This window comes from Shewanella sp. NIFS-20-20 (assembly GCF_019209865.1).
In the GTDB taxonomy this organism is placed as follows: Bacteria; Pseudomonadota; Gammaproteobacteria; order Enterobacterales; family Shewanellaceae; genus Shewanella.
The window spans coordinates 1-24,114 of sequence record NZ_JAHUTT010000018.1; the positions used below are offsets into that span (position 1 = coordinate 1).

Genomic DNA, 24,114 nt, shown 5'->3' on the forward strand with positions numbered 1-24,114 from the left:
TTTTTTCGGACCCGAAAGTCCTGCTCAATGAATTCTGTCGATTCGATGATAAATCACCGAATTTGCATGTTATGCGGACATCTTCGTTGAAGTCTCTTGCGAGACGTTTTAAATCGTTGTCGATTTATCAACTACTGTGAATGTCCACACAGATTTGCTTGTCTTCTACTTGTTAAAGAACGTTGCCGCTGTGGGCTAGGGATGCGTATTCTACGCATTTCCTTGAGTGGGTCAAGCCCTTTATCAGGCCTTGAATCTAAGTGGTTAAACTTTCGCCTAGCGCCACTTAATTCACTCAGGGTCACTTACCTTGTAAGTCCCGTCCTGACTGGTGTTCGGTTGCTTTGCAGCGCCGTATTCCGTGTCAGTGGGGCGCATTATAGGGGCTTGCGCAGATTGCGCAAGGGCTATTATAAATAAAATTAGTGGTTTCACGTCGTTCGCTTAGATTTCAACCTGACTGCTGGTTTTTTTAGCTTTATACTGGCTTTTTTGCCGGATGATGAGAATTTTTGATGAACCATTTACGTTGCTACCAAGGCATTAGCCCACAATTCGCTGATTCTGCGTATATCGATAAGAGCGCCGTGTTAGTGGGAGACATTCATTTAGACGATGATGCCAGTATTTGGCCTTTGGTTGCCGCTCGCGGAGACGTCAATCACATTAGGATAGGTAAACGCAGCAATGTACAAGATGCTTGCGTATTACATGTGACACGAGTGTCGGCAGCCAACCCGCAAGGATACCCACTGATCATTGGTGACGATGTCACCATCGGACACAAGGCCATGCTGCACGGTTGTACCCTTGGTAATCGTATCTTAATTGGTATGGGCGCCATTATCCTCGATGGGGTGATCATTGAAGACGATGTAATGGTGGCAGCGGGATCATTGGTTCCTCCCAATAAAACCCTTAAATCTGGTTTCTTATATGTAGGGAGTCCCGTTAAAGCGGCGAGACCCTTGAGCGCTGAAGAAATGGCATTCCTCGCGCAATCAGCCGATAACTATGTACGCCTTAAGAATGATTACTTAGCTGAGTGTTAACTCAGTAAGATGGGGGCATCAAACTCGCCCCCACTGTCTTCGATAAATTGCTCTATCTCATCTTCAATATCAAAGCGCTTGGCATTGAATACCTTCATAAGTTGTGCCACATCAGTGCTATGGGCTTGTCCGTCCAACAGGTACTTGACGCTAATATGGCAATCTACCGTCACGCCATTAATTTGTACTGGCAGCACCATCACATGTAACTCGGGTTGCCAATACTGTAATTCGGTAAAAATAATTGCTTGATTCATGCTTGTTCCAATTGCTGCCTTAGTGCAGCCAATACAGGCTTAGTTATAGGTTGTTGATTACGCCACCAGCCAAAACTCACCGCGGCTTGGCCTACCAGCATTCCTAAGCCATCATAGACTTGACGAGCCCCAGCCGCTAATGCCCATTGATTAAATACTGTGTTGCCCTTGCCATACATCATGTCATAACAAATGCAATCTGTTACTGTGTGCTCTGGAATAGCTGGTAGCTCTCCGGTGAGACTCGCTGAGGTGGAGTTGATGATGATGTCATAATCGTTACTAAGATTTGCTAGCTCGTCACACTTAAACTCAACACCAGCTGGAACGTGTGGGGCAAACAATGAAACTAATTGCTGCGCTTTGCTTGCCGTCCGATTGCTCAAAGATAGCGATGCAATCCCAGCCTGCAACAAAGGTAAGATACAGCCTCGCGCAGCCCCTCCGGCACCGATTAACAATATCCGTTTATTGGTCAGCGTGGTGATCACTTGTAAGTCATTAACCAACCCTAGCCCGTCAGAGTTATCCCCCTTAATCTTACCTTGGGGAGTAACGATTAAGGTATTGACGGCCCCAGCCAGCTCAGCCGCCACTGAAAGCTCATCACACACGCTAATCGCCAACTCTTTATACGGGACAGTCACATTCGCACCTTTGCCTCCATTTTGGATAAAGGCCTGCACCTTCGCGGTAAATTCATCCGGATGGTTAATGCAAATTGCTTGATAGTCGATAATTTGATTAAACTGACCGGCAAAGCAAGTGTGGATATATGGCGAGCGACTATGACTCACTGGATTGCCAAAGAGTGCGTATTTTTCAGTCATTTATCAACCTTAATCCTCATCAATATTGTCAGTCTATTCAGGGCAACACCATGCGCTACTTATCAAAGTTATTCGCATGCACCCCCTAGTAAGTAACAAGGTGTCATTATTTACCATGAAGTGGTTTTCTAAGATATTTAGCCGCCAGCGGCGCACTCCAGAGACACTCGGTCAAGCCGAATAATCTAATGCCTACCAGCTTATCGGTGGCGAACCTACCATTGCTAACCTGGCAGCAGCCTTCTATCAAGAAATGCAGCAAAACCCCAACACCCGAGCACTATTGGCAGTGCATCGAGCACCCATTGCAGAATCACAACAAAAATTATATGAATTTTTAAGTGGTTGGCTTGGTGGCCCAGACCTTTATCAACAAAAATATGGCCACCCGGCCCTTCGCGCCCGACATATGTCTTTTGCTGTCACCCCAGCATTAAAAGACCAATGGTTGCTTTGTATGGATAAAGCTATCTCAACTCAAATAAAAGATCCGGCCCATCAGGTCGTTATCTATCGAGCTATTAGTCAATTAGCCGCGAATATGGTAAACCAATAACCATTGATTTAGATTATTGGTTATTCATAGCAAACAATTATAGCGATAACCAATCTCTTGGGACTAAAAAGTCACGATAGAGCTCGGCTTCGGGGCTGTCGGTTTCAGGCTGGTAATTATATTGCCAGCGCACCAAAGGCGGCATCGACATCAAAATAGATTCAGTGCGACCTCCCGTTTGCAAACCAAACAAGGTACCGCGGTCATAGACTAAGTTGAACTCAACATAGCGACCTCGACGATATAGTTGAAAGTCACGCTGACGCTCACCATAAGGTGTGTCTTTACGGCGGTCGACAACGTTGGCATACGCCGGCAAGAAACCTTCACCGACAGCACGCATAAAGGCAAAACTATCGTCAAATCCCGCTTGATTGAGATCATCAAAAAATAAGCCTCCGACCCCGCGAGTCTCTTGACGATGTGGCAGATAAAAGTAATCGTCACACCAAGATTTGTACTTTGCATACATCTCGAGACCAAAAGGATCACAAATATCTTTGGCCGCTTGATGCCACTCCACCACATCCTCTAAAAAAGGATAGTAAGGTGTTAAGTCAAAGCCGCCACCAAACCACCACACAGGATCCGCGCCAGGTTTTGACGCAATAAAAAAACGAACATTGGCATGAGTGGTTGGCACATAAGGATTACGGGGATGGATGACTAATGACACTCCCATAGCCTCAAAGCTTCGACCCGCTAATTCTGGTCGATGAGCCGTGGCCGATGCAGGCATTGCGACTCCAGTCACGCGGGAAAAGTTCACCCCGGCCTGTTCAAATACAGCGCCATCGGTGAGCACTCGACTGGCGCCGCCACCACCTTCTGCTCTTTGCCATGAGTCCGTCGCAAATCGGACGCGGCCATCGAGTTGCTCTAACCCTTGCGCTATGTTTTGCTGAAGTTCAAGCAAGAAGGCTTTTACTGCATGTATATCTGGAGCGGTCATCTTATTATCCCTGTCTAAGTACTCGACCCGTGATGGCATCCATGATGGTCGAAGGTTGCTCGCTGCCACCGAGTTCACCCACAATTAACGCGTCCACTTTGCCATTAAATTGTTCGACAATATCAGTTGCCAATACGACTGGCGGCTCACCGGCAAGATTAGCGCTGGTCGACACCAACGGTTTGCCCAAGGCTAAACATAGCTCTTGCACCACGCGATGAGCCGAGATACGAACTGCAATAGAATTAAATTCACCTCGTAATAAGGTCGAGGTAGACGGTAGCGTTGGCATAATAAAGGTAAACGGACCAGGCCAATGACTGGTGACAAACGCCAATTGTTGCTGGCTCAACTGAGAAAAATCAACAAAGTCATGGAGTTGTTCCGTATTGGCCGCGACTAAAATCAATCCCTTCTGCCACGGCCTTTGTTTAATGGCTAAGATTTTTTCGACTGCGGCTGCATTATCAGGATCACAACCCAAGCCATACACAGCTTCGGTGGGATAGGCGATGACACCGCCTTGTTGCAACAAAGACACCGAATCAGATGGGTTAATTTGCTTCATGCCGTAGATACCTTCCATTCAAATTTATGTTTGATTATTTCACCAGTAAATAATCCGCCTCACCGTAACCCCATCTATTACAGTGGCGAAATTATACATAAGGCGAGATGTCCTGCAAAACTTTGATGATCGAGATCACACTAATCGACTGCACACTTATATTTGCAAGGTTTATTCGGACATTCGAGACGATTGCCGGCCGCACCTTTGCGCTCAACCAATATGCCAAAATCACAACTAGGACAAGCTTGAGCCACTGGGGGGTAATTGACTAAATATTTGCATTTAGGGTAATGGTTACACGCGTAAAAGTTTTTGCCATAACGGCTAGTTCTTTGCTCTAAGCTGCCCTTGCGGCATTGAGGGCAAGCAACCGGCTGATGATCATCCACTGTTTTTTCAATGTGTTGGCAAGAGGGATATTGAGTACAACCAATAAAAATACCAAAACGCCCTGATTTGACGGCTAACTCATGACCACACTCAGGGCATTCAGAACCTTCAATCACTTGTGCTTCTATGCTTTCATGTTGAACCAGCGGCCGAGTGTAATCACAATGGGGATAATTATTACATCCGATAAATCCACCGTGTTTACTGTGTCGCACCGATAATTCAGATCCGCACACAGGACATTGTTCATAGGCCTTTTCTAGCGCATGCTCATGAGCCGTAAATAATTGCTGATCTATTTTAGACATCGCACTCTCAATGCTTAGTAAGATTGGTCATTTTACTCGCAAGCCCCTTGTGAGGATACCGCTAAATCACGCGTTATCGATAAAGACTGGTCATGACACTAAGGCTTGTTATATTGTATACAAAAAATATTCAAGGAATGAATCATGCCCCCCCATCGCCTCGCATTATGCTTACTCTTATCGTTACCCTTAGGGGCATGTCAGCAATTGAGCTTGCCACCAGCCCCCTTAGCCAAAGCTGATCGACTGTTAGCATTAAACAGCGACGACTTTTTCGCTGCCAGCCAACATCATTTATTGACCCCTGCCTTCTATAACGAGGTGGTTGCTAAGCTTGAGCGGAAACCTACACCTGCACAGCAGGAGATCTTATTCGGTTATTTGCGCGCCTATAGTTACTATGGAGATATGCAAACGATTGCCAGTCAGAGCCCAGCTCTCGCCTCGGCCCTGGCGACCATTAGTGATACTAATGAGTTTAGCTCCAACCCAAGATTGCAGGAGCATTTTGCGGTTACTTTATATCGCTATTTCCAAGATGATGCGCAAGACAGCCAATATATTGCGGCGCTCTTGCCACGGCTTAAGCATCAACTACAGCAATTAGCTTGCCAAGAGGTCACGCTCGCCAACGATTACGCCCTGTGGGAATCTTTGCGCGCAGCAGGCTTTTTGTATTATCGCAGCAGTAGAGATAACACCAGCGCGCTGGCGCAAGTATTGTTGTCGAGCCAACTTGATCAAGCTCTGCTCCATATCGCTCAGGTTAACGGAGTAAGACATGGCCAAGATTGGGTTAAACAGAATGCCTATTGGGCTATCGCACAGTATCGTTTAAGTCTACCAAGCAATCAGGATGGCTCCAGTAGTGATGCGAAGACCGCCATCGATGCCAAAGTGGCTCAAATTGCCGCTGAAGATGTAAATCAGCGTGGATTAGCAGCCAAACAAGCGTATACCCTAGGCTACCATGTCAATATTTTTGGCCGTAAAGCCCGCTGTGAACAACAAGCAAATATTTGTCACATCCCCGATATCTCTGAGGTTTTACCCATACGTCATCAATGTAATGAGCGCCTATCGATTGTGACTCAAGCGCTGAGCCGTGAACAGATGCTATCGAGTTGCCAGACGCTCGAACAGCAAGAGCTCGGCTTCCATCGCTTGTTGCAAACTCAATCGGTGGCCGTCGCCAATGATTTTAATCAAACACTTGAGTTAGTGATCTTTGATAATTGGAGTCAATACAACGCTTATGGTCAGTTAATTTTTGATATTGATACTGATAATGGTGGCATGTATATCGAAGGTCAGCCGGCTAAGCCTGGTAATCAAGCGCGATTCTTTGCGTTTAGACAATGGTGGGTCGAGCCAGAATTTGCTATTTGGAACTTAGCCCATGAATATGTGCATTATCTTGACGGCCGTTTCGTCAAGTATGGGGGCTTTGAGCACTTTCCCAGTAAACAGGTGTGGTGGTCAGAAGGATTAGCCGAGTATGTCGCTAAAGGCAATCATAATCCGGTCACGTTATCCTTTGCCCAAAAACAATGGCAACAGGGCCTCAATGCTGGGCAGCAAACTCTGGATGACGATATTGAGGCCATTCCAGACTTAGCGACTATTTTTGCCACCGAGTATGCTGACGGCCAAGCGCGGACCTATAAGTGGAGTTATCTCGCCATTCGTTTCTTAGCTGAACATCACCCGCAGCAGCTAGTTAACTTGAGTCAATTTTTAAAAACCGATTATTTCCAAGGGTATGAGCAACTGTTAGCTGAACTGACACAGTATCAGTCGCAATATCAATCTTGGTTAACCACGTTACTTGAGGACGCGCCAAAGAGCTCACTCAGCCCAGCAACAACGCTTAAGCCCAATCGGATTGCACGTTATGCATATCGGGACTATTTAATCCCAAGTCACCTACCGTCAGTGACCAAGCACTGGTACTTGTAGAAACAAACAAGGAGGCAATGCCTCCTTTTATTCACCGACTTAGGAGTGCAGCATGCCATCGGGCTCTTCAAAGATTAAATCTTCCATCTGCTCGTAGGCAGATTCATGACCCGGCACGTTAAATAGCACCATTAAGATCACCCATTTAAGATCATCTAGAACCATCACTTGTTCATCAAGCTCCATGACTCTATCGATAACCATTTCACGGGTTTCAACATTCAGCACTTGGATTTGCTCTAAAAACAGCAAGAATCCCCGACATTCAACATCGATTTTGGCCATTTCAGCCGCAGTATATATGCGAAATGACGTTTGCTTATGATTGCATAAATACGGCTTATCGCTTTCCTGAAGCTCGGCGAGACGCTCCAACCAGCTGAGGGCTTTGAGGATATCTGCTTGATGAAAACCGGCACGGGTTAATTCTTGTGTCAGCTCATCTTCATCCACCATTAGCTCTACTTCACTGTGAACATAGTTCTCAAATAAGTACATGAGGATATCGAACATAACTAGTTCCTCTTTAGTCTGACGTAACCACCGGGTACCGCAGCAACCCACCCTTGTAACTCAAGTTCAAGCAATTGCTCTAATACAAGATCCACTGGTTTCCCACTATGCTCAATGACCTCATCTATTGATGTCGCTTCATATTTTACACTAGCTAACAGAGAGGCAAATGGCAACTGACAGTTGTCCGAGTCGACCTTGGGCGCGCATTTTCGCATTTCTTGCAAATGTAGACCACCTAAACCGTGTAACTCTTCAATAATATCGGCCGAATTCTGCACAAGCTTAGCGCCTTGTTGAATAAGATAATGACACCCTTCGTAATCGCCACTGGCCACACTGCCAGGAACAGCAAAGACTTCCCGCCCTTGTTCTAACGCTAATCTTGCGGTCACTAATGAGCCACTTTGCAGCCGAGCCTCCGTCACCACGACCCCAAGACTCATGCCCGCGATAATCCGATTACGCCGCGGAAAATTGCCGGCAAAGGCCTGAGTGCCTGGCCAATACTCTGAAATGAGACAACCTTGAGCGGCAATCTGATGATAAAGGCTATGGTGACGCTTTGGATACACAACATCTACGCCAGTCCCCAACACGGCCACCGTGCTTCCTTTTTGGGCTAACGCCCCTTGATGCGCCACGCCATCGATCCCCGCCGCCATCCCACTGCTAATGGCCAACCCTTGCGTCACTAACGCCGCACTTAAGTCATAGGTGAATGCTTTGCCGGCAAGCGAAGCCTGACGACTCCCCACCAATGCAATACAAGGCTGCAGCAAGTGATCACAGTCTCCCTTGGCAAATAAAACTAAAGGAGGATCGCTAATCTTCTTTAATAACGGAGGATAATGCCCATGGTTGATATCAATAATATGATGAGAACGAGATTGAGCTTGCCACGCTAGGGCTTGATCCACTTTTTGGGGTTGTAACTGTAGGCTAGTTTTTACCGCGTTAGACAAAGGTAAAGAATCGATATCAGACTCGAGTCGCTGCCTTAATTCAGGCAGCGACATCTGGTGTAATAGTTGTTGGATCCTAGCCGGCCCAAGGCCAGAAACAGCTGCAACAATTAATGCATCAGGCACATATGCGCTAATGGTTATTCTCGAAGTACAGTCACTAGCTCAGGACTTAATAAATTATCGTTTATCCGAACAGGACGCTCATTCACCATGATCAAACCTAGGCTGGTATTATCAAAGGTTTTAAATACCATAATGTTGCCACGATAAGTCGCGGGCATCTGCTTAGATCGGTCATCAGAAATCATGGCAACGACTTCATCATAGGTGGTTCTGTCACTACTCGGAACCGGCACACCCTCCTTGTTAATCACCACGACATCACCATCACGGCTAATCGCAAAGACATCGCCCGCACTCACACCATCGAGCTGACCGCGATCGATATAAGCAACATCCAATTTACCCATTTCACGCATATTGATGGCCGAAGCTAATATTTTAGCCTGGCTAGTTGAGGCGGCCTTTGGCATAAACTGAGCCGACATTAACGAATCATCTTCCAATGCCAGCACTCGGTCGCCAGGTTTGGTTTCTCGATAACTGCTTAACAGCTCCACTTTAGACACATCACCGGTTTCGATCACCCGCCCAGTTGCCGTCAAAATGGCCTCTTGGCCCAATTCAGAACCATCATGCGACCGAACAAACTCTCTGCCCTGCTGGTATAAACCCACTTTAGCGCCTAAGGTCATTGCCGAGGCGATATATATAATTTCATTCGCCACATGGTGGCGTGACGGGCTTTCACCGCCTAACACCATAGGTTGCTGGGCAAGCCAGTCGGCATCAACTACCCTATTATGTAATAAATAAGGACGGATCAACGCCAAATCAACCACCGGGATCGCGCCACCTTTAGGCTGAATTCGCCCCTGGGGTTGCTTTGATAGCATGGGCTTTTTGACTAATCTTGGCTGGCCATCAATAAAGACTAAGGTCAGTTTATCCCCAGGAAAGATAAGGTGCGGGTTGGCAATTTGAGGATTGGCCCCCCACAACGTTGGCCATCGCCAAGGGTTTTGTAAAAAATGAGCAGAGATATCCCACAAGGTATCCCCTTTTTCAACCACATAGGTCTCAGGATGACCCGGTTTGAGTGTAATCGTATCAGCATGAAGTGGGGCTGCACTCAATAATAGAGTCACTGAAAGTAGCAGTCGTTTCATCGGACCATCCTTGTAATCAACACCTTCAACAAGCTTTTACTGTTATTGCTTGCCATGAAGGATTAAAATTAATCCAATTCTTGTTGCCAGTATAACCAACTGGTGTAATTTTGACAGACTTGTTAAGAGTTTATCCATGGCTTTACTAAATGTTTTACGCTTTCCCGACGAACGGTTACGCACTGTCGCTACTCCGGTTACCGATTTTGGTGATGCACTGCAACAGCAAATAGATAACATGTTTGAAACCATGTACCACGAAAAGGGCATTGGACTGGCTGCGACTCAAGTCGACTTTCATCAACAATTAATCGTCATGGATTTACAGGATGAAGTTGAACGCCCTAAAATCTTCATTAATCCGGTACTATCAAAGCAAAGCGGCGATTTCAGTAATGATGAAGGCTGCTTATCTGTGCCGGGCATTTACGCCAAGGTTGACCGTTTCGAACAAGTCACCATCACGGCGCAAGATCGGCTGGGTGAAACCTTTACGGTAGATGCTGATGAACTGTTTGCCATCTGTATTCAACATGAAATGGATCACCTGATGGGCAAGCTATTTGTTGATTATTTATCGCCGCTCAAGCGCCAGCGTATCCGACAAAAGCTTGAAAAAGCCGCCAGACAACAATCAAAAGACTGAGACAATAGGAAAGCACTTGAAAGCACTAAATATTATTTTTGCCGGTACCCCGGATTTTGCCGCTCGCCATCTGCAAGCCTTGATTGACTCACATCACAACATTGTCGCGGTTTATACTCAGCCAGATCGCCCCGCCGGTCGTGGCAAAAAACTGACACCAAGCCCAGTGAAGTCACTGGCACTGGAACATGATATCCCTGTTTATCAACCCGCATCCCTGCGTAATGAAGAAGCGCAGCAGGAGCTGGCCGCACTGAACGCCGACCTGATGGTGGTTGTAGCCTACGGCCTTATCCTGCCCAAAGTAATACTGGATATGCCAAAGCTGGGCTGTATTAACGTCCATGGTTCTATTCTGCCCCGCTGGCGCGGTGCTGCGCCGATCCAGCGCGCACTGTGGGCCGGTGATGAAGAAACCGGTGTCACCATTATGCAGATGGATGTCGGTCTGGATACTGGCGATATGCTGCTCAAGACTCAGCTGAAAATTGAAGATGAAGATACCTCCGCCAGCCTGTATGAAAAGCTGGCTGCTCAGGGGCCTGAAGCTCTGTTGGAAGCCCTGGATGGTTTGGCTGCGGGGACCTTGCCACCGGAAAAGCAGGATGAATCTTTGGCTAACTATGCTGAGAAGCTGAGCAAAGAAGAAGCCCGCTTGGACTGGAGCAAGCCTGCGCTGAATCTGTGGCGTGAAATCCGAGCCTTTAACCCATGGCCAATCAGCCACTTCGATCACGAAGGCAATACCATTAAAGTCCAGCAGGCAAGCGTGAAAGTCGAACCTGCAAATGCTGCGCCGGGCACGATTATTGCCGCCGGTAAGCAAGGGCTGGAGATCGCCACCGGCGAAGGTATTCTGGTACTTAATATGATGCAATTGCCGGGCAAGAAACCTCTGGCCGTTGCCGATATCCTCAATGCCCGCGGTGAATGGTTTACCCCTGGTACTGTATTGGCCGGTCCACAAGCAGAGTAATCAATGAATATTCGAGCACTGGCGGCCAAAGCCGTCTATGACGTTCTGGAACGCGGCGTATCGCTATCAGTCGCCCTTCCTCAGCAACAACAAGCGCTTGCCAATGGTAAAGACAAAGCCTTATTGGCCGAAATTTGCTATGGCGTGATGCGAGCGCTGCCACAATTAGATAACTGTGTCAGTGACTGTTTGAGTAAACCCTTTAAAGGAAAACAGCGGATAATCTACCAACTCTTATTGGTCGGTTGTTATCAACTGTATTTTACTCGTATCCCCGCTCATGCTGCTATTTCTGAAACCGCAGAAGCCTGTCGCCAGTTGAAGTTTGAGGGCATGGTTAAGGTGGTTAATGGAGTACTACGCACCATCCAGCGTAACGAGACTCCACTCAGTGAAGCCAATGACACCCTAAAATTTAATACGCCCGCTTGGATCATCAAACGTCTACAGCAAGCCTATCCTGATGATTGGCAAGCGGTCATTGAACAAAGCCATCAGCGGCCACCGATGTGGCTGCGCAACAATCGCCGCGGCCAAACTAGAGACGCCTACTTAGCGCAGTTACAGCAAGCCGATATTAGTGCATCTGCCGGTTCTAGCCCCGACGCTATCTTACTCGAAAGCCCCAAAGATGTGGCCTTGCTGCCCCACTTCTTTGACGGTGCGGTTTCAGTTCAAGATGGTGCGGCGCAATGGGCTGCAACCTTATTAGCCCCTCAAGATGGCGAGTTAGTGCTTGATGCCTGCGCCGCCCCTGGTGGCAAAAGTTGTCACTTATTAGAGCAAGCCGACATCAATCTAGTTGCGGTTGACTTTGATGAGGCTCGACTGCAACGAGTCAAAGACAATCTCCAGCGCTTACAGTTAAGTGCCGAAGTTATCCATGGTGATGCCGCCAATATCGATGCGTGGTGGCAGGGCAATAAGTTTGATCGCATTCTGCTCGACGCCCCTTGCTCAGCGACAGGAGTGATCCGTCGCCACCCTGATATTAAGTGGTTACGTAAATCACAAGATATTGAAGAGCTGGCGCAGTTACAGCGCCAAATTTTAGATCATTGCTGGCAATGGTTGCAGCCAGGTGGCCAGTTACTTTATGCAACTTGCTCTATTTTGCCCCAAGAAAATGCTCAGCAAATCCAAGCCTTTCTTGAACGCACAAAAGATGCCACACTGCTGCCAATTGCACAGCAATCTCCGGCGGAAATTGGTTGGCAAATTTTGCCAGGCACCCAAGGGATGGACGGCTTTTATTACGCCATATTGCAAAAATCAGCACAATAAAACACAGGCAACGACATGAAAATTATTATCTTAGGCGCAGGCCAAGTGGGCGGCACCTTAGCTGAAAACTTAGTTGATGAAAACAATGACATCACCATAGTCGACAGTGACCGCGACCGCTTAAGAATGCTGCAAGATAAATTCGATTTACGTGTCGTTGTCGGTCATGGGGCTCACCCCGATGTGTTGAAGGAAGCCGGGGCCGAAGACGCCGACATGCTCATTGCGGTCACCAATAGCGATGAATGCAATATGGCGGCATGCCAAATTGCATTCACCCTCTTTGGCACCCCAACGAAGATCGCTCGTATCCGCTCAGAACCCTATCTTAATATGCAGGATAAACTGTTTATTAACAGTGAAACCAAGAACGCAGATTGCCGACCTCGCGGGGGGTTTGTGATTGATGAGCTGATTGCCCCCGAACAGTTGGTGACCGCTTACATACAGCGATTGGTAGCATATCCTGGCGCTTTGCAAGTCATGGAGTTTGCTGAAGGCAAGGTGAGTTTGGTGGCAGTGCGTGCTTATTATGGCGGCCCTCTGGTGGGTAATGCCTTGGCAGCACTGCGCGAACACATGCCAAATATTGATACCCGGGTGGCCGCCATTTTTCGCCAAGGGCGACCGATTATGCCGCGGGGCACAACGATTATTGAGGCTGACGATGAAGTTTTTTTCGTTGCCGATAGTCGCCATATTCGTGCGGTAATGAGTGAAATGCAAAAACTGGATAACTCCTACCGCAATATTATGATTGCCGGTGGCGGCAATATCGGTTTAGGTCTGGCGAAGAAATTAGAGCGCAATCATTCGGTCAAACTCATCGAACATAATGCCATTCGCGCCGAGGTGTTATCGGAAAAGCTCGAAAACACCACCGTTTTTTGTGGCGATGCTTCAGATCAAGAATTATTGCTCGAAGAGCACATAGATCAAACCGATGTGTTTATCGCCGTCACCAATGATGATGAAGTCAATATCATGTCGGCCCTGCTCGCTAAACGCATGGGGGCCAAGAAAGTCATGGTGCTTATCCAGCGAGAAGCCTATGTCGATATTGTTCAAGAAGCCAATATTGATATTGCTATTTCACCACAACAGGCCACAATTTCAGCGTTACTTACCCATATTCGCCAAGGGGATATCTGTAACGTTTACTCGTTAAGACGTGGTGCCGCCGAAGCCATTGAAGCCATTGCTCACGGTGATGAAAGCACCTCGCGAGTCGTGGGCAAACAAGTCGGAAGTATTAAGTTACCGCCGGGCACGACCATTGGTGCCATTGTTCGTGATGATGAAGTCTTGATGGCACACGACCGCACGGTGATAGAACAAGGTGACCACGTCATCTTATTTTTGGTGAATAAGAAATTTATCGGTGAAGTAGAGAAGTTGTTCCAGCCGAGCGCCTTTTTCTTTTAAAAATTTGGTAGTGCCCATGCTCAACCTGCGGCCACTGATGTTTATCTTGGGGGTTTTTCTCTCCATGATGGCAGGCTTTATGCTAATCCCGTTAATTTTCTCGTTACTCAATGGCGAGGAAACTTTAGGTGCTTTTAGCATATCGCTGCTAGCGACTGGCGTCGTCGCGACCTTGTGCCTACGCGGAGGTCAACGTCGGCAGTTGCAACTCAATATTCGCGATATGTTTTTACTCACCAGCCTCACTTGGCTTGTGGTTAGCCTCTTTGCCGCCCTGCCGTTTACTCTCTATCATGGTATCAACTATACCGATGCCTTTTTTGAAACCATGTCTGGCGTCACGACCACCGGCTCGACCGTACTATCCAATTTAGATCAGATGGCGCACAGTATTTTAATCTGGCGCTCATTACTGCAATGGCTCGGTGGCATTGGCTTTATCGTGATGGCGGTGGCAATCTTACCCTTTCTCAATGTCGGCGGTATGCGCCTTTTTAGAACAGAATCGTCTGATTGGAGCGATAAAACCGTACCTCGCACTCAAAACATGGCCAAGCACTTGTTCTATGTCTATGTTTTTCTAACGTTCCTTTGTGCGCTTGGATACCACTGGGCTGGCATGAGTTGGTTTGATGCCTCAAATCATGCCATGACGACCTTATCGACAGGGGGCTACTCGACCTCTGATAAGTCCATGGCTAACTTTAGTGATTCCGCTCAATGGATTGGCACTATTTTCATGTTTGCCGGCGGCCTGCCATTACTGCTATTTATGCAAAGCTTACGGCAAAAGAGTCTCAAGGTTTGGCAAGATGCCCAAGTGATCGGCTTCTGTAAATTTGTCACCTTAGTGTCATTCTGCCTAGCGCTGTGGTTATGGTCACAACATACCTTCACCTTCAATGATGCCATTCGCCTAGCCAGCTTCAACGTCGTCTCGGTTGTCACAACCACCGGATACGGCTTAACCGACTACAGTCAGTGGGGCGCACTGGCTAATATCACCTTTTTATTTTTGATGTTTGCTGGCAGCTGTTCGGGTTCAACGTCGGGCGGAATTAAAATCTTTAGATTTCAAATTGCTGGCGCCATCATGCGCGAGCAATTGAAGCAACAAATTCACCCGAGCGGCGTGTTCCGCCAACGCTACAATCGCCGCCTGATCGCCGATGACATCGTGCGTTCAATCGTTACGTTTTTCTTATTATTTTTTGGCGTTATCGTGGCGCTGTCGATTGTGTTGGTGCTGACAGGCCTAGATCCTGTCACCAGCTTTACTGGTGCATTAACCGCGGTATCGAACGTTGGCCCTGGGCTTGGAGACACTATTGGGCCGGCGGGTAATTTTGCCAGCCTTCCCGATGTAGCCAAGTGGGCACTGGCCGCAGGCATGCTATTAGGTCGACTGGAAATTCTTACTATTGCGGTATTGTTTCACCCTAGTTTTTGGAAATACTAGGGCGAAGCTTGATGCTAGCGATTTAACAGGGTCGGCAAATGATCGGCGTAAGTATCAACATCTTGCCAATCGGTGTAGTCAATCACTGCTTTCGGATCGGTGGGGCCATCAGTCATTTTCATGATAAATCGAATGGCAATACTGTCGAGCCACGGCCATGACGGATAGTCCACCTTACCGGCAATGATTTTGACGTCTTGCGGATGCCAAGGCGATAGAGTTAAAAATTTCTGCAAATACTTATTGTTTTCCGGAATGCGCTTTTCAGGTTTGCGCGCCACCACGTTGACACAAAAAAAGCTATTCGCTAACGAGGCCAATTGCGCTTGATGTTGCTCAATGAATTTAAACACTGACTTATCATAAGTGCCGTAGAGAACGCAGGCACCAAAGCAGACCACATCATAATCAGCCCAGCGGATCTCTTGAGGTAAGGCGTTAATATTAAAGCAGTCGCAATGATGTCCTTGGCTGCTGAGCCGAGTTGAAATCGCGTTGGCGATCTTAGCCGTGTGCCCACCGCGCGTAAAATACAATACCAATACTGAAGCCATACTGTTCCTTGCTGAAAGTTTTGCTGATTGTGGCAATATTTCGCCAGAGTGTCATGTGCCGAGTCACTAATTACCAAGCTCCATCACACACCATTAGCGTAGCAATAATTGGGTTAACCAATTAGAATAAGCTAATGAATTGGTTGAGAGGATCTTAAAAAGCATGGAAAAAGTTATTGATAAGACTGAAATGGTCAATAATGCCGAGCAAGCTGCTAAGTGGCTCAAAGCGATTGCTAACCCTTATCGCTTAATGATTTTGTGCCAATTACTCGACCATGAATATTGCGTTAACGAGATGAATGAGCATATTCCACTAAGCCAATCAGCCCTGTCACAACACTTGGCCGTGTTACGCAAAGAACAATTAGTCGATTGCCGAAAAAGCTCGCAAATCGTGTATTACCGCCTTAAAAACGATAAGGTGCGCGAAGTTATCGCCATCATGTACAAGCAATTTTGCAGCTAAAGTTGAGCGAATTTTTCAGCCAAATCATCGACACTCTGCCAATCGGTAAACTCATAACTTTGACGGGTATCCGTCGGTCCCTTGGTCATCCATAAGATAAATTGGATCATTCTTTTATCAAACCACCCCAAGGCAGGAAAGTTAATACGACCGGCTAACACCCACACTAATTTAGGCTGCCACGGACTCTTTATTAAGAATTTAACCATATAGGGGTTGGTGTTAGGGCGATTTTTATTGGCTTTCCTTGCCACCAGATTCACGTTAAAAAAGCCACTCTGGCATTGATTTAAGCGCTGCTGATGACGCTCAATAAAGCGACACAGCTCTGGACGATAGTGTCCATAACGAATGCTAGCGCCAATTAATATCTTGTCACTTTCAGCCAAATCCTGAGCACTGGCTTGCTCAATCGATAGCAATTTAACCGCATGATGGGACAAACAATGCTGCTGGATCCGCTCAGCAATCCGTAATGTTTGTCCATCAACGCTAGAATACAAGATTAAGGCTTGGCGCATTAATTTTTCCAAAATGTCGGGGTGAATAACACCAATAACGTGAAGACTTCCAGTCGACCAAACATCATAGCCACCAATAACACCCACTTGGCACCATCTGAAATACCAGCGTAATTACTGGCCACCTCACCGAGCCCTGGGCCCAGGTTATTTAAACAGGCGGCTGTCGCACTAAAGGCGGTAATGTTATCAAGCCCAAGCGCCATTAGGATCAGCATACAAACCACGAACACTAAGGTGTATGCCGAAAAGAATCCCCACACCGCATCGATCACTCGATCCGGCAATGCGGTGTTACCTAAACGAATCGAAAACAGCGCCTTGGGATGGACTAAGCGCTTGAGTTCGCGTGAACCTTGCAACAACAACAAGATCATTCGCATGACCTTAATGCCACCAGCCGTCGAGCCACCACAGCCACCGATAAAACTAGAAAAGAGCAGCAACATAGGTAAAAACAACGGCCATAAATGGAAGCTTTCTGTGCCAAAGCCGGCGGTGGTCGAAATAGAAACCGATTGAAACAAGGCGTAATCTAAGGTTTGCTCGGCGGAATCATAAATCCCACTTTGATAGAGAGTTACAAAACAAATAGCCGTTAATATCAGCTGGATGGCGATTAATATTTTGAATTCGGTATCGCGAAAATAGACTTTAAAATTAATCCCGCGCCGTGAAAACGCCGCAAAGTGGACACTAAAGTTCACTGCGGCCACCAATAGGAAAAACACGCAAATAAGATTAATCGCAGGACTATTGAAATAGCCCATACTGGCATCGTGAGTCGAAAACCCGCCAATGGCAATAGTGGAGAATGAGTGACAGACGGCATCAAAAAAACTCATACCAGCGACCCAATAGGCCAATGCACAGGCAATAGTGAGTAACAAATAGATATACCACAAGGCTTTCGCGGTTTCCGCTATCCTTGGCGTCATCTTACTGTCTTTGACTGGCCCAGGTATTTCTGCTCGATAAAGCTGCATCCCCCCAACCCCCAATACTGGCAGAATCGCCACCGCCAGCACAATGATCCCCATGCCGCCTAGCCATTGCAGTAAATGCCTATAAAACAAAATGGCTTTTGGCAGGGTATCTAAGCCAACAATCACCGTCGCTCCCGTGGTGGTCAAGGCTGAAAATGATTCAAAGAAACTGTCAGTGACGCTGAGATCTGGCTGATTAGAGAAAATAAACGGCAGCGCACCGATGGACCCCAGTACGCCCCAGAACAACACCACAATCAGAAAGCCTTCGCGAGTGCGCAACTCACTCTTAAATTGACGGTTCGGATACCACAGGACAAACCCCATCAACAGGCTCACAAAAAATGACTGAATAAAGGCCGCCCCACCGCCGTCTTTATACAGAACAGCCACCATCGCTGGTGGCAGCATTGTGATAGAAAACAGGCCTATCAATAGCCCGGTAATTCTAATAATTGTTCGATATTGCATGATTTTTATGTTGTCGCCCTAATGAGGCTCATTCAATTAAACGCTATTTTGGCATAACTCGCTGATTTGGCATAACACCAAGACTAGTTTAACCGCACGCTCAAGGCCATTAGCTGCAACCGTCCTTGAAATTGTGCCTGCACTGCCGTTAGTAACGCTGGCCATTGCTTAATGCTTACTTCAAACTCGACCCGCACTTCTTGCTCGAAGTAACGGGCCGTCAATAAAGCATCAAATTTATTCAGTAAATATTCCATATCCATCAGCTCGTGATAACCGCAGACGACTTGTGCCGGATACCTTAACTGTTTTTGCCGCTTTGCCACCAAGGTCAGGCAGTGACGCACCCCTGAAGTATATGCTCGAACCAAGCCCCCGACACCAAGCTTGGTGCCGCCATAGTATCGTACGACCACCGCGCCAACCTCCCCTAAATCACTGCCTGACAATAACGCTAACATGGGCCGGCCCGCGCTGCCCGCCGGCTCACCATCGTCACTGGATTTGATGCTGACATCATTATCTGGCGCAGCCCACCTCGCCGCATAACAATAGTGGCTGGCATTGGGCCATTGCTGGCGGATCTCCGCCAGTCGGTGGTTAAACTCAGGTTCACTGGTCACTGGAAACACAAAAGAGATAAAGCGACTCTGCTTTATCTCTTCTTCAAACTGTACCTCTTGATCAGGTACAAAGTACGATTCAATCAATTAAGCCCGACTCCCGGGTCATATTCTCAGTGCGATCACTGTGAATAATGACATTATCTTCAATGCGGATCCCGCCAAAAGGCCTAAACGCATCAACCCGTGACCAGTTTATCAGTTGCTTTGCCGGTGTGTCGGCCAAATCAGCCAACAGACTATCGATGATATACAGTCCTGGTTCAACGGTTAGCACCTGATTAGCCGCTAACGTTCGAGTACAACGTAAAAACGGATGCGCGGGTGGTGGCGCCATATGGGTGCCGCGTTCATCATGCATAAAGCCGCCCACATCATGCACTTGCAAACCAAGCATATGGCCCAAACCATGCGGGAAAAAAGTGCGGGTCACGCCTGACTCAATCAGGGAATCAACATCGCCACTGGCCAACTGATGGTCAAGTAACACCTGTGCCAACAACTGATGAGTTTGCACATGCAGATCGACATAGCGCACTCCGGGCTTCATCTGGGCAATGATCTTGCACTGGAGCGTATCCATATCTTGGATAAGGTGATAAAAATCATTGTGCTCAAATGCATAAGTTCGCGTGATATCGGCGGCGTAACCCCTTACTTGTGCGCCTGCATCAATCAGTAATGAACGATGAGCACTGGGCGCTTCATAGGTTAGATCGGTGTAATGCAAAATAGCCGCATTTTCATTTAACGCAATAATATTGCCATAGGGCATATCGTTTTCTAATTGACCAGTGGCCTGTAAATACGCCTGCTGTACCCCATACTCACTGGCACCGGCAAAAAAAGCCTCTTTGGCAGCATGATGGCCAAGCACAGCCAAGCGGTTAGCTGCGCGCAGGCAGTCAAGCTCGTAAGCCGTTTTCTCAACGCGATGGAAATGAAGGTAATTCATCACACCATCAGGGTTACGATGCTTAAAGCCAAGTACCTCGGCCACATCTAAGTGTTCACCAACATAGGCCCACTGCTGAATATTCGCCGGCAATAGTTCAGCGATTTTATCTACCTTGGTTAAAATTTTGATATTTACGCTGGCGGTCCAGTCATCCGTCGGCACATCACTGACTTTATGCCAAAAGTCGCTCGGGCGGTAAAAGACTAAGGTAGGCTTATCAGTGCCATTGATGATTAACCAAGAGTTTGGGAGGTTTAACAAAGGTACCCAAGCCTTAAAGTGCGGATTCACTTTAAAGGGGTAGTTCATATCATCCAAAAATTGACGATGAGGCTGGCCAGAATGTATCACCAAGCCTTGCAGGCCTTCGCGAGTCAGTATTTGTTGGGCTCTATGATTAAGTACGTCAATATGCTCTTGATAATGTTCTGAATTCATTGTTGTTTTCTCATCCTTTAGCCATACAGCTTAATTTTTTACACCTCGTTAAGCCTAACACAGCCACCGCCACCATCCCATAGCAACAAAAATTAAACGATCGTTTAAATTGGTTGTTGAATTTTTTTTCATTTAGTCGCACACTGAGCAACAAACAGCCAACATCAGTTTACATCAATGGCGGCTGGCCCACTTGCTCACTGAGTGCAGCAAAATCAAAACCTAACTAATCATTAGAACAAGGTTTAGCAAAAAGGAAGCGTGCAATGATTTACCAAAGTCCCATGATTCAGGTTGACCTGCTAGACGACAATATTGCTCGGTTGTGTTTTAACGCACAGGGATCCGTCAATAAATTCGACAAAGCAACCCTTACTTCATTTAACGAAGCGCTCGATGCTATTAATGCCCACCAGAAGATTGCCGGGTTAGTCCTGACCTCAGCCAAGGACGCTTTTATTGTTGGAGCGGATATTTCTGAGTTTTTAGGCATTTTTGCCCAAGAGGATGCCGTACTACTCCAATGGCTTGAACAAGCTAATGATATATTTAATAAGTTAGAAGATTTACCTTTCCCAACGATTTCAGCCATCAATGGCTATGCACTGGGTGGCGGTTGTGAAACCATCCTCGCTACCGACTTACGCATTGCCGATACAAACGCACGCATTGGCTTACCGGAAACCAAGTTAGGGATTATTCCAGGATTTGGCGGCACGGTTCGTTTACCACGCGTCATCGGCGCAGATAACGCCTTGGAGTGGATCACCTCGGGTAAAGATAATAAGGCAGACGCAGCCCTTGCGGTTGGCGCCATTGACGCTATCGTCGAGCCCGCCAACTTACTTGAGGCAGCGCTGCACATGCTAAACGATGCCATTGGTGAAAAAATTGATTGGCAATCTCGCCGTCAACGTAAGCTAGCACCCCTGAATTTGCCCAAGCTTGAAGCCATGATGTCGTTTACCACGGCCAAAGGCATGGTCTTTAGTATTGCAGGTAAGCATTATCCGGCGCCGATGGCAGCGGTCAATGTGGTTGAGTCTGCCGCGACCATGGACAGAACCCACGCCCTCAAAGTTGAGCATCAAGCCTTTTTAACCTTAGCAAAAACGCCTGTCGCCACTGCGCTGATTGGTATTTTCTTAAATGATCAGGTCGTTAAAGGTAAAGCCAAAAAAGCCAGTAAAATAGCCGCGCCAGTGAATCAAGCGGCTGTGCTAGGTGCTGGCATTATGGGTGGCGGCATTGCCTATCAAAGTGCCAGTAAAGGCACTCCAATTGTCATGAAAGACATTGCCACGCCAGCGTTAGAGTTGGGATTGAATGAAGCCTCTAAATTATTGACTAACCAAATCAAGCGCGGTCGCTCGACCCCAGCCAAAATGGCACAGGTGCTCAATAATATTACTCCAAGCTTAGAATACTCTGCCATTAGCCATGCCGACATCGTGGTTGAAGCTGTGGTTGAAAACCCGAAGGTTAAGGCGAGTGTGTTGGCAGAAGTTGAGCAACATGTGGCTGAGCAGACAGTGATCACCTCCAACACTTCGACCATCTCCATCAACTTATTGGCTAAGAGCCTGAAAGATGCCAGCCGCTTCTGCGGTATGCACTTCTTTAACCCGGTTCATAAAATGCCCTTAGTCGAGGTGATTCGAGGCGAACACACCTCAGATGAAACCATTGCCACCGTCGTCGCTTACGCCAGTAAGATGGGCAAGACCCCAATTGTCGTTAATGACTGCCCTGGCTTCTTTGTTAACCGAGTGCTGTTCCCTTACTTTGCGGGTTTCAATGGCTTGTTGGCTGACGGTGCTGATTTTAGCGCTATCGACAAAGTCATGGAGAAGCAATTTGGCTGGCCAATGGGCCCGGCCTACTTGTTAGATGTTGTCGGTTTAGATACCGGCCATCACGCCCAAGCCGTAATGGCTGAAGGCTTCCCTGACCGTATGGCAAAACCAGACAATGATGCCATTGACATCATGTTCTCCAACCAACGTTTTGGCCAAAAGAATGGTAAGGGCTTCTACCAATATGGCTTAGATAAAAAAGGTAAAGTCAGCAAAGCTATCGATCCCGTCAGTATTGATTTGCTCCAGCAAGCTTATGGCGAAATACAAGCTTTTGATGCTGATACCATTATTGCCAGAACCATGATCCCGATGATTATCGAAACCGTTCGTTGCCTCGAAGAAGGCATAGTCGCCAGTCCGGCCGAAGCGGATATGGGCTTAGTGTTTGGACTGGGCTTCCCCCCATTCCGCGGTGGTGTATTCCGCTACCTAGATACCATGGGCTTAGCAAACTTTGTGGCATTAGCTGACAAATTTGCGCATTTAGGTGGACTGTATCAAGTCACTCCAACCATGCGCGAAATGGCTGCCAACAACACTAGTTATTACCAAGCTTAATCTCGGGTAAAGGAATTTAATCATGAAACAAGCTGTTATCGTAGACTGTATTCGCACTCCCATGGGCCGCTCTAAAGCCGGGGTATTTCGTCATGTACGCGCTGAAACGCTGTCGGCGGAATTGATGAAAGGACTGATGTTGCGCAACCCACAATTGGATCCCAACACTATTGAGGATGTCATTTGGGGATGTGTACAGCAAACTCTCGAGCAAGGTTTTAATATTGCCCGCAATGCCGCCTTGTTAGCTGGCGTACCGAAAACGGCTGGCGCCGTAACGGTTAATCGCTTATGTGGGTCTTCCATGGAAGCAATTCATCAAGCCGCGCGAGCCATTATGACTGGCATGGGTGACACCTTTATTATTGGTGGTGTTGAACATATGGGCCATGTTCCAATGAATCATGGTGTCGATTTTCATCCCGGCCTAGCCAATAATGTCGCCAAAGCGTCGGGCATGATGGGCTTAACCGCCGAAATGCTGGGACGCATGCATGGCATTAGCCGCCAAATGCAAGATGAATTTGCCGTGCGCTCGCATCAACGCGCCCACGCGGCCACCCTAGAGGGACGCTTTGCTAATGAGATTTATGCTATCGAAGGCCATGACGCCCAAGGCGCCTTGATTAAGGTCAGCCATGATGAAGTGATCCGCCCCGAGACCAGCCTTGAGTCATTGGCAAGCCTGCGCCCTGTATTTGACCCAGCGAATGGTACCGTTACTGCAGGAACATCCTCGGCGTTATCTGATGGTGCTAGTGCTATGTTAATCATGGAAGAGTCGAAAGCGCGCGCCTTAAACTTGCCTATTCGTGCTCGCATTCGCTCAATGGCTGTGGCCGGTTGTGATGCGGCCATCATGGGTTATGGCCCAGTACCAGCCACCCAAAAAGCATTGGCTCGAGCCGGCTTAACGATTCAAGATATGGATGTCATTGAACTCAATGAAGCGTTTGCCGCGCAATCACTCCCTTGCGTCAAAGACTTAGGTTTACTCGATGTGGTTGACGACAAAGTGAACCTTAATGGTGGCGCCATAGCTCTAGGCCATCCATTGGGATGTTCAGGGGCGCGCATTTCAACCACCTTGATTAACTTAATGGAGCATAAAGATGCCCAACTAGGCCTCGCCACCATGTGTATCGGCTTGGGTCAGGGCATTGCCACCGTGTTTGAACGAGTCTAATCCTGTCTGACTAAAAGCCGGAGTTTATCTTCGGCTTTTTATTCACTTTTTATTTGAAAATCAGTGCTCAATAAACTTTACTTGAACAATATTGCTAGTGTGCAACGAGCAAGAAA

Annotated in this window: 23 protein-coding genes and 1 pseudogene; 11 read left to right on the forward strand and 13 right to left on the reverse strand. The window is 47.4% G+C overall.

Translation table 11 applies throughout. The annotated features are described in order from the left end of the window. The first annotated feature begins 515 nt into the window (after positions 1-515). Positions 516-1,052, forward strand: a complete 537-nt coding sequence (locus KU855_RS07745) for a gamma carbonic anhydrase family protein (protein WP_371316332.1) — start codon at positions 516-518, stop codon at positions 1,050-1,052. Here the strand turns inward: KU855_RS07745 and KU855_RS07750 are convergent. Together KU855_RS07750 and aroE are read right to left on the reverse strand one after the other, a co-directional pair. Further along, entirely contained in the window at positions 1,049-1,309 is a 261-nt protein-coding gene (locus tag KU855_RS07750; RefSeq protein WP_218529728.1) for a DUF1488 domain-containing protein, read from the reverse strand. The two genes, KU855_RS07745 and KU855_RS07750, sit on opposite strands and share 4 nt — an antisense overlap. Beyond that, positions 1,306-2,139 (reverse strand): shikimate dehydrogenase, encoded by an 834-nt coding sequence (gene aroE / locus KU855_RS07755; protein ID WP_218529729.1) that lies wholly within the window; start codon positions 2,137-2,139, stop codon positions 1,306-1,308. Before aroE ends, KU855_RS07750 begins: the two co-directional genes overlap by 4 nt. Positions 2,140-2,254: 115 nt before the next feature. Here aroE and KU855_RS07760 point away from each other — a divergent pair. Then, positions 2,255-2,695: pseudogene (locus KU855_RS07760) on the forward strand (group II truncated hemoglobin). Between the two features lie 37 nt (positions 2,696-2,732). Here KU855_RS07760 and hemF read toward each other — a convergent pair. From hemF to KU855_RS07775, 3 genes are all read right to left on the reverse strand, one after another. Then, complete coding sequence (hemF, locus tag KU855_RS07765; RefSeq protein WP_218529730.1) at positions 2,733-3,647, reverse strand: oxygen-dependent coproporphyrinogen oxidase; 915 nt, start codon at positions 3,645-3,647, stop codon at positions 2,733-2,735. A gap of 4 nt (positions 3,648-3,651) precedes the next feature. Then, a complete protein-coding gene (locus KU855_RS07770; protein ID WP_218529731.1) occupies positions 3,652-4,215 on the reverse strand; it encodes an L-threonylcarbamoyladenylate synthase in 564 nt (187 codons plus the stop codon). Between the two features lie 140 nt (positions 4,216-4,355). After that, a complete protein-coding gene (locus KU855_RS07775; RefSeq protein WP_218529732.1) occupies positions 4,356-4,916 on the reverse strand; it encodes a type I DNA topoisomerase in 561 nt (186 codons plus the stop codon). A 144-nt stretch (positions 4,917-5,060) separates the two neighbouring features. On the opposite strand from KU855_RS07775, the gene KU855_RS07780 reads away from it, so the two are divergent. Beyond that, positions 5,061-6,875 (forward strand): collagenase, encoded by a 1,815-nt coding sequence (locus KU855_RS07780; protein ID WP_256260925.1) that lies wholly within the window; start codon positions 5,061-5,063, stop codon positions 6,873-6,875. A 39-nt stretch (positions 6,876-6,914) separates the two neighbouring features. Here KU855_RS07780 and KU855_RS07785 read toward each other — a convergent pair whose 3' ends face one another. From KU855_RS07785 to KU855_RS07795, 3 genes are all read right to left on the reverse strand, one after another. Then, a complete protein-coding gene (locus KU855_RS07785) occupies positions 6,915-7,388 on the reverse strand; it encodes a DUF494 family protein (RefSeq protein ID WP_218529733.1) in 474 nt (157 codons plus the stop codon). Positions 7,389-7,390: 2 nt separating this feature from the next. Beyond that, positions 7,391-8,407: a DNA-processing protein DprA gene (gene dprA / locus KU855_RS07790; RefSeq protein WP_218529776.1), complete on the reverse strand. Its 1,017-nt coding sequence runs from the start codon at positions 8,405-8,407 to the stop codon at positions 7,391-7,393. 86 nt (positions 8,408-8,493) lie between these two features. Then, the gene (locus tag KU855_RS07795) at positions 8,494-9,585 is read right to left on the reverse strand and encodes a LysM peptidoglycan-binding domain-containing protein (RefSeq protein ID WP_218529734.1); all 1,092 of its coding nucleotides are present in this window, start codon (positions 9,583-9,585) and stop codon (positions 8,494-8,496) included. A 136-nt stretch (positions 9,586-9,721) separates the two neighbouring features. On the opposite strand from KU855_RS07795, the gene def reads away from it, so the two are divergent. Genes def through KU855_RS07820 form a run of 5 tightly spaced genes read left to right on the forward strand, consistent with a single transcriptional unit; the run spans position 9,722 to position 15,375 of the window. Then, complete coding sequence (gene def / locus KU855_RS07800; protein WP_218529735.1) at positions 9,722-10,231, forward strand: peptide deformylase; 510 nt, start codon at positions 9,722-9,724, stop codon at positions 10,229-10,231. A 16-nt stretch (positions 10,232-10,247) separates the two neighbouring features. Further along, positions 10,248-11,207, forward strand: coding sequence for a methionyl-tRNA formyltransferase (gene fmt / locus KU855_RS07805; RefSeq protein ID WP_218529736.1), 960 nt, complete (start codon positions 10,248-10,250; stop codon positions 11,205-11,207). 3 nt (positions 11,208-11,210) lie between these two features. Then, positions 11,211-12,491, forward strand: coding sequence for a 16S rRNA (cytosine(967)-C(5))-methyltransferase RsmB (gene rsmB / locus KU855_RS07810; protein WP_218529737.1), 1,281 nt, complete (start codon positions 11,211-11,213; stop codon positions 12,489-12,491). 15 nt (positions 12,492-12,506) lie between these two features. Further along, positions 12,507-13,916 (forward strand): Trk system potassium transporter TrkA, encoded by a 1,410-nt coding sequence (gene trkA, locus KU855_RS07815; protein WP_218529738.1) that lies wholly within the window; start codon positions 12,507-12,509, stop codon positions 13,914-13,916. Between the two features lie 16 nt (positions 13,917-13,932). Next, positions 13,933-15,375 carry a TrkH family potassium uptake protein gene (locus tag KU855_RS07820; RefSeq protein ID WP_218529739.1) on the forward strand — a complete coding sequence of 481 codons (1,443 nt, stop codon included), beginning with the start codon at positions 13,933-13,935 and terminating at the stop codon, positions 15,373-15,375. Positions 15,376-15,389: 14 nt separating this feature from the next. Here the strand turns inward: KU855_RS07820 and hemG (KU855_RS07825) are convergent, their stop codons facing one another. After that, positions 15,390-15,929, reverse strand: coding sequence for a menaquinone-dependent protoporphyrinogen IX dehydrogenase (gene hemG, locus KU855_RS07825; protein WP_218529740.1), 540 nt, complete (start codon positions 15,927-15,929; stop codon positions 15,390-15,392). 163 nt (positions 15,930-16,092) lie between these two features. Between hemG (KU855_RS07825) and KU855_RS07830 the strand changes: the two genes are divergently transcribed. Further along, on the forward strand, positions 16,093-16,398 hold the full coding sequence (locus tag KU855_RS07830; protein ID WP_218529741.1) for a metalloregulator ArsR/SmtB family transcription factor: 306 nt from the start codon (positions 16,093-16,095) through the stop codon (positions 16,396-16,398). On the opposite strand, the gene hemG (KU855_RS07835) is transcribed toward KU855_RS07830, so the two are convergent. The 4 genes from hemG (KU855_RS07835) to pepQ form a co-directional block, all read right to left on the reverse strand. Continuing rightward, entirely contained in the window at positions 16,395-16,919 is a 525-nt protein-coding gene (gene hemG / locus KU855_RS07835; RefSeq protein WP_218529742.1) for a menaquinone-dependent protoporphyrinogen IX dehydrogenase, read from the reverse strand. The two genes, KU855_RS07830 and hemG (KU855_RS07835), sit on opposite strands and share 4 nt — an antisense overlap. Next, a complete protein-coding gene (locus KU855_RS07840) occupies positions 16,919-18,376 on the reverse strand; it encodes a TrkH family potassium uptake protein (protein WP_218529743.1) in 1,458 nt (485 codons plus the stop codon). The genes hemG (KU855_RS07835) and KU855_RS07840 overlap by 1 nt, the downstream gene beginning before the upstream one ends. Positions 18,377-18,459: 83 nt before the next feature. Then, complete coding sequence (locus tag KU855_RS07845; RefSeq protein WP_218529744.1) at positions 18,460-19,086, reverse strand: YigZ family protein; 627 nt, start codon at positions 19,084-19,086, stop codon at positions 18,460-18,462. Continuing rightward, the gene (gene pepQ / locus KU855_RS07850) at positions 19,079-20,395 is read right to left on the reverse strand and encodes a Xaa-Pro dipeptidase (RefSeq protein ID WP_218529745.1); all 1,317 of its coding nucleotides are present in this window, start codon (positions 20,393-20,395) and stop codon (positions 19,079-19,081) included. Before pepQ ends, KU855_RS07845 begins: the two co-directional genes overlap by 8 nt. Positions 20,396-20,661: 266 nt before the next feature. Between pepQ and fadB the strand changes: the two genes are divergently transcribed. Further along, on the forward strand, positions 20,662-22,812 hold the full coding sequence (fadB, locus tag KU855_RS07855; RefSeq protein WP_218529746.1) for a fatty acid oxidation complex subunit alpha FadB: 2,151 nt from the start codon (positions 20,662-20,664) through the stop codon (positions 22,810-22,812). Between the two features lie 22 nt (positions 22,813-22,834). Further along, on the forward strand, positions 22,835-23,998 hold the full coding sequence (gene fadA, locus KU855_RS07860) for an acetyl-CoA C-acyltransferase FadA (protein ID WP_218529747.1): 1,164 nt from the start codon (positions 22,835-22,837) through the stop codon (positions 23,996-23,998). Positions 23,999-24,114 lie beyond the last annotated feature (116 nt).

Excerpts from the sequence above, each read along its gene's own strand:
- KU855_RS07775 (WP_218529732.1), bottom strand. The coding sequence starts at position 4,916 with ATGTCTAAAATAGATCAGCAATTATTTACGGCTCATGAGCATGCGCTA.
- fadA (WP_218529747.1), top strand. The coding sequence starts at position 22,835 with ATGAAACAAGCTGTTATCGTAGACTGTATTCGCACTCCCATGGGCCGC.
- KU855_RS07750 (WP_218529728.1), bottom strand. The coding sequence starts at position 1,309 with ATGAATCAAGCAATTATTTTTACCGAATTACAGTATTGGCAACCCGAG.
- KU855_RS07780 (WP_256260925.1), top strand. The coding sequence starts at position 5,061 with ATGCCCCCCCATCGCCTCGCATTATGCTTACTCTTATCGTTACCCTTA.
- KU855_RS07830 (WP_218529741.1), top strand. The coding sequence starts at position 16,093 with ATGGAAAAAGTTATTGATAAGACTGAAATGGTCAATAATGCCGAGCAA.
- KU855_RS07820 (WP_218529739.1), top strand. The coding sequence starts at position 13,933 with ATGCTCAACCTGCGGCCACTGATGTTTATCTTGGGGGTTTTTCTCTCC.
- dprA (WP_218529776.1), bottom strand. The coding sequence starts at position 8,407 with ATGTCGCTGCCTGAATTAAGGCAGCGACTCGAGTCTGATATCGATTCT.
- KU855_RS07795 (WP_218529734.1), bottom strand. The coding sequence starts at position 9,585 with ATGAAACGACTGCTACTTTCAGTGACTCTATTATTGAGTGCAGCCCCA.
- KU855_RS07770 (WP_218529731.1), bottom strand. The coding sequence starts at position 4,215 with ATGAAGCAAATTAACCCATCTGATTCGGTGTCTTTGTTGCAACAAGGC.
- def (WP_218529735.1), top strand. The coding sequence starts at position 9,722 with ATGGCTTTACTAAATGTTTTACGCTTTCCCGACGAACGGTTACGCACT.
- trkA (WP_218529738.1), top strand. The coding sequence starts at position 12,507 with ATGAAAATTATTATCTTAGGCGCAGGCCAAGTGGGCGGCACCTTAGCT.
- fadB (WP_218529746.1), top strand. The coding sequence starts at position 20,662 with ATGATTTACCAAAGTCCCATGATTCAGGTTGACCTGCTAGACGACAAT.
- KU855_RS07745 (WP_371316332.1), top strand. The coding sequence starts at position 516 with ATGAACCATTTACGTTGCTACCAAGGCATTAGCCCACAATTCGCTGAT.
- KU855_RS07840 (WP_218529743.1), bottom strand. The coding sequence starts at position 18,376 with ATGCAATATCGAACAATTATTAGAATTACCGGGCTATTGATAGGCCTG.
- hemF (WP_218529730.1), bottom strand. The coding sequence starts at position 3,647 with ATGACCGCTCCAGATATACATGCAGTAAAAGCCTTCTTGCTTGAACTT.
- aroE (WP_218529729.1), bottom strand. The coding sequence starts at position 2,139 with ATGACTGAAAAATACGCACTCTTTGGCAATCCAGTGAGTCATAGTCGC.
- KU855_RS07785 (WP_218529733.1), bottom strand. The coding sequence starts at position 7,388 with ATGTTCGATATCCTCATGTACTTATTTGAGAACTATGTTCACAGTGAA.
- rsmB (WP_218529737.1), top strand. The coding sequence starts at position 11,211 with ATGAATATTCGAGCACTGGCGGCCAAAGCCGTCTATGACGTTCTGGAA.
- hemG (WP_218529740.1), bottom strand. The coding sequence starts at position 15,929 with ATGGCTTCAGTATTGGTATTGTATTTTACGCGCGGTGGGCACACGGCT.
- pepQ (WP_218529745.1), bottom strand. The coding sequence starts at position 20,395 with ATGAATTCAGAACATTATCAAGAGCATATTGACGTACTTAATCATAGA.
- hemG (WP_218529742.1), bottom strand. The coding sequence starts at position 16,919 with ATGCGCCAAGCCTTAATCTTGTATTCTAGCGTTGATGGACAAACATTA.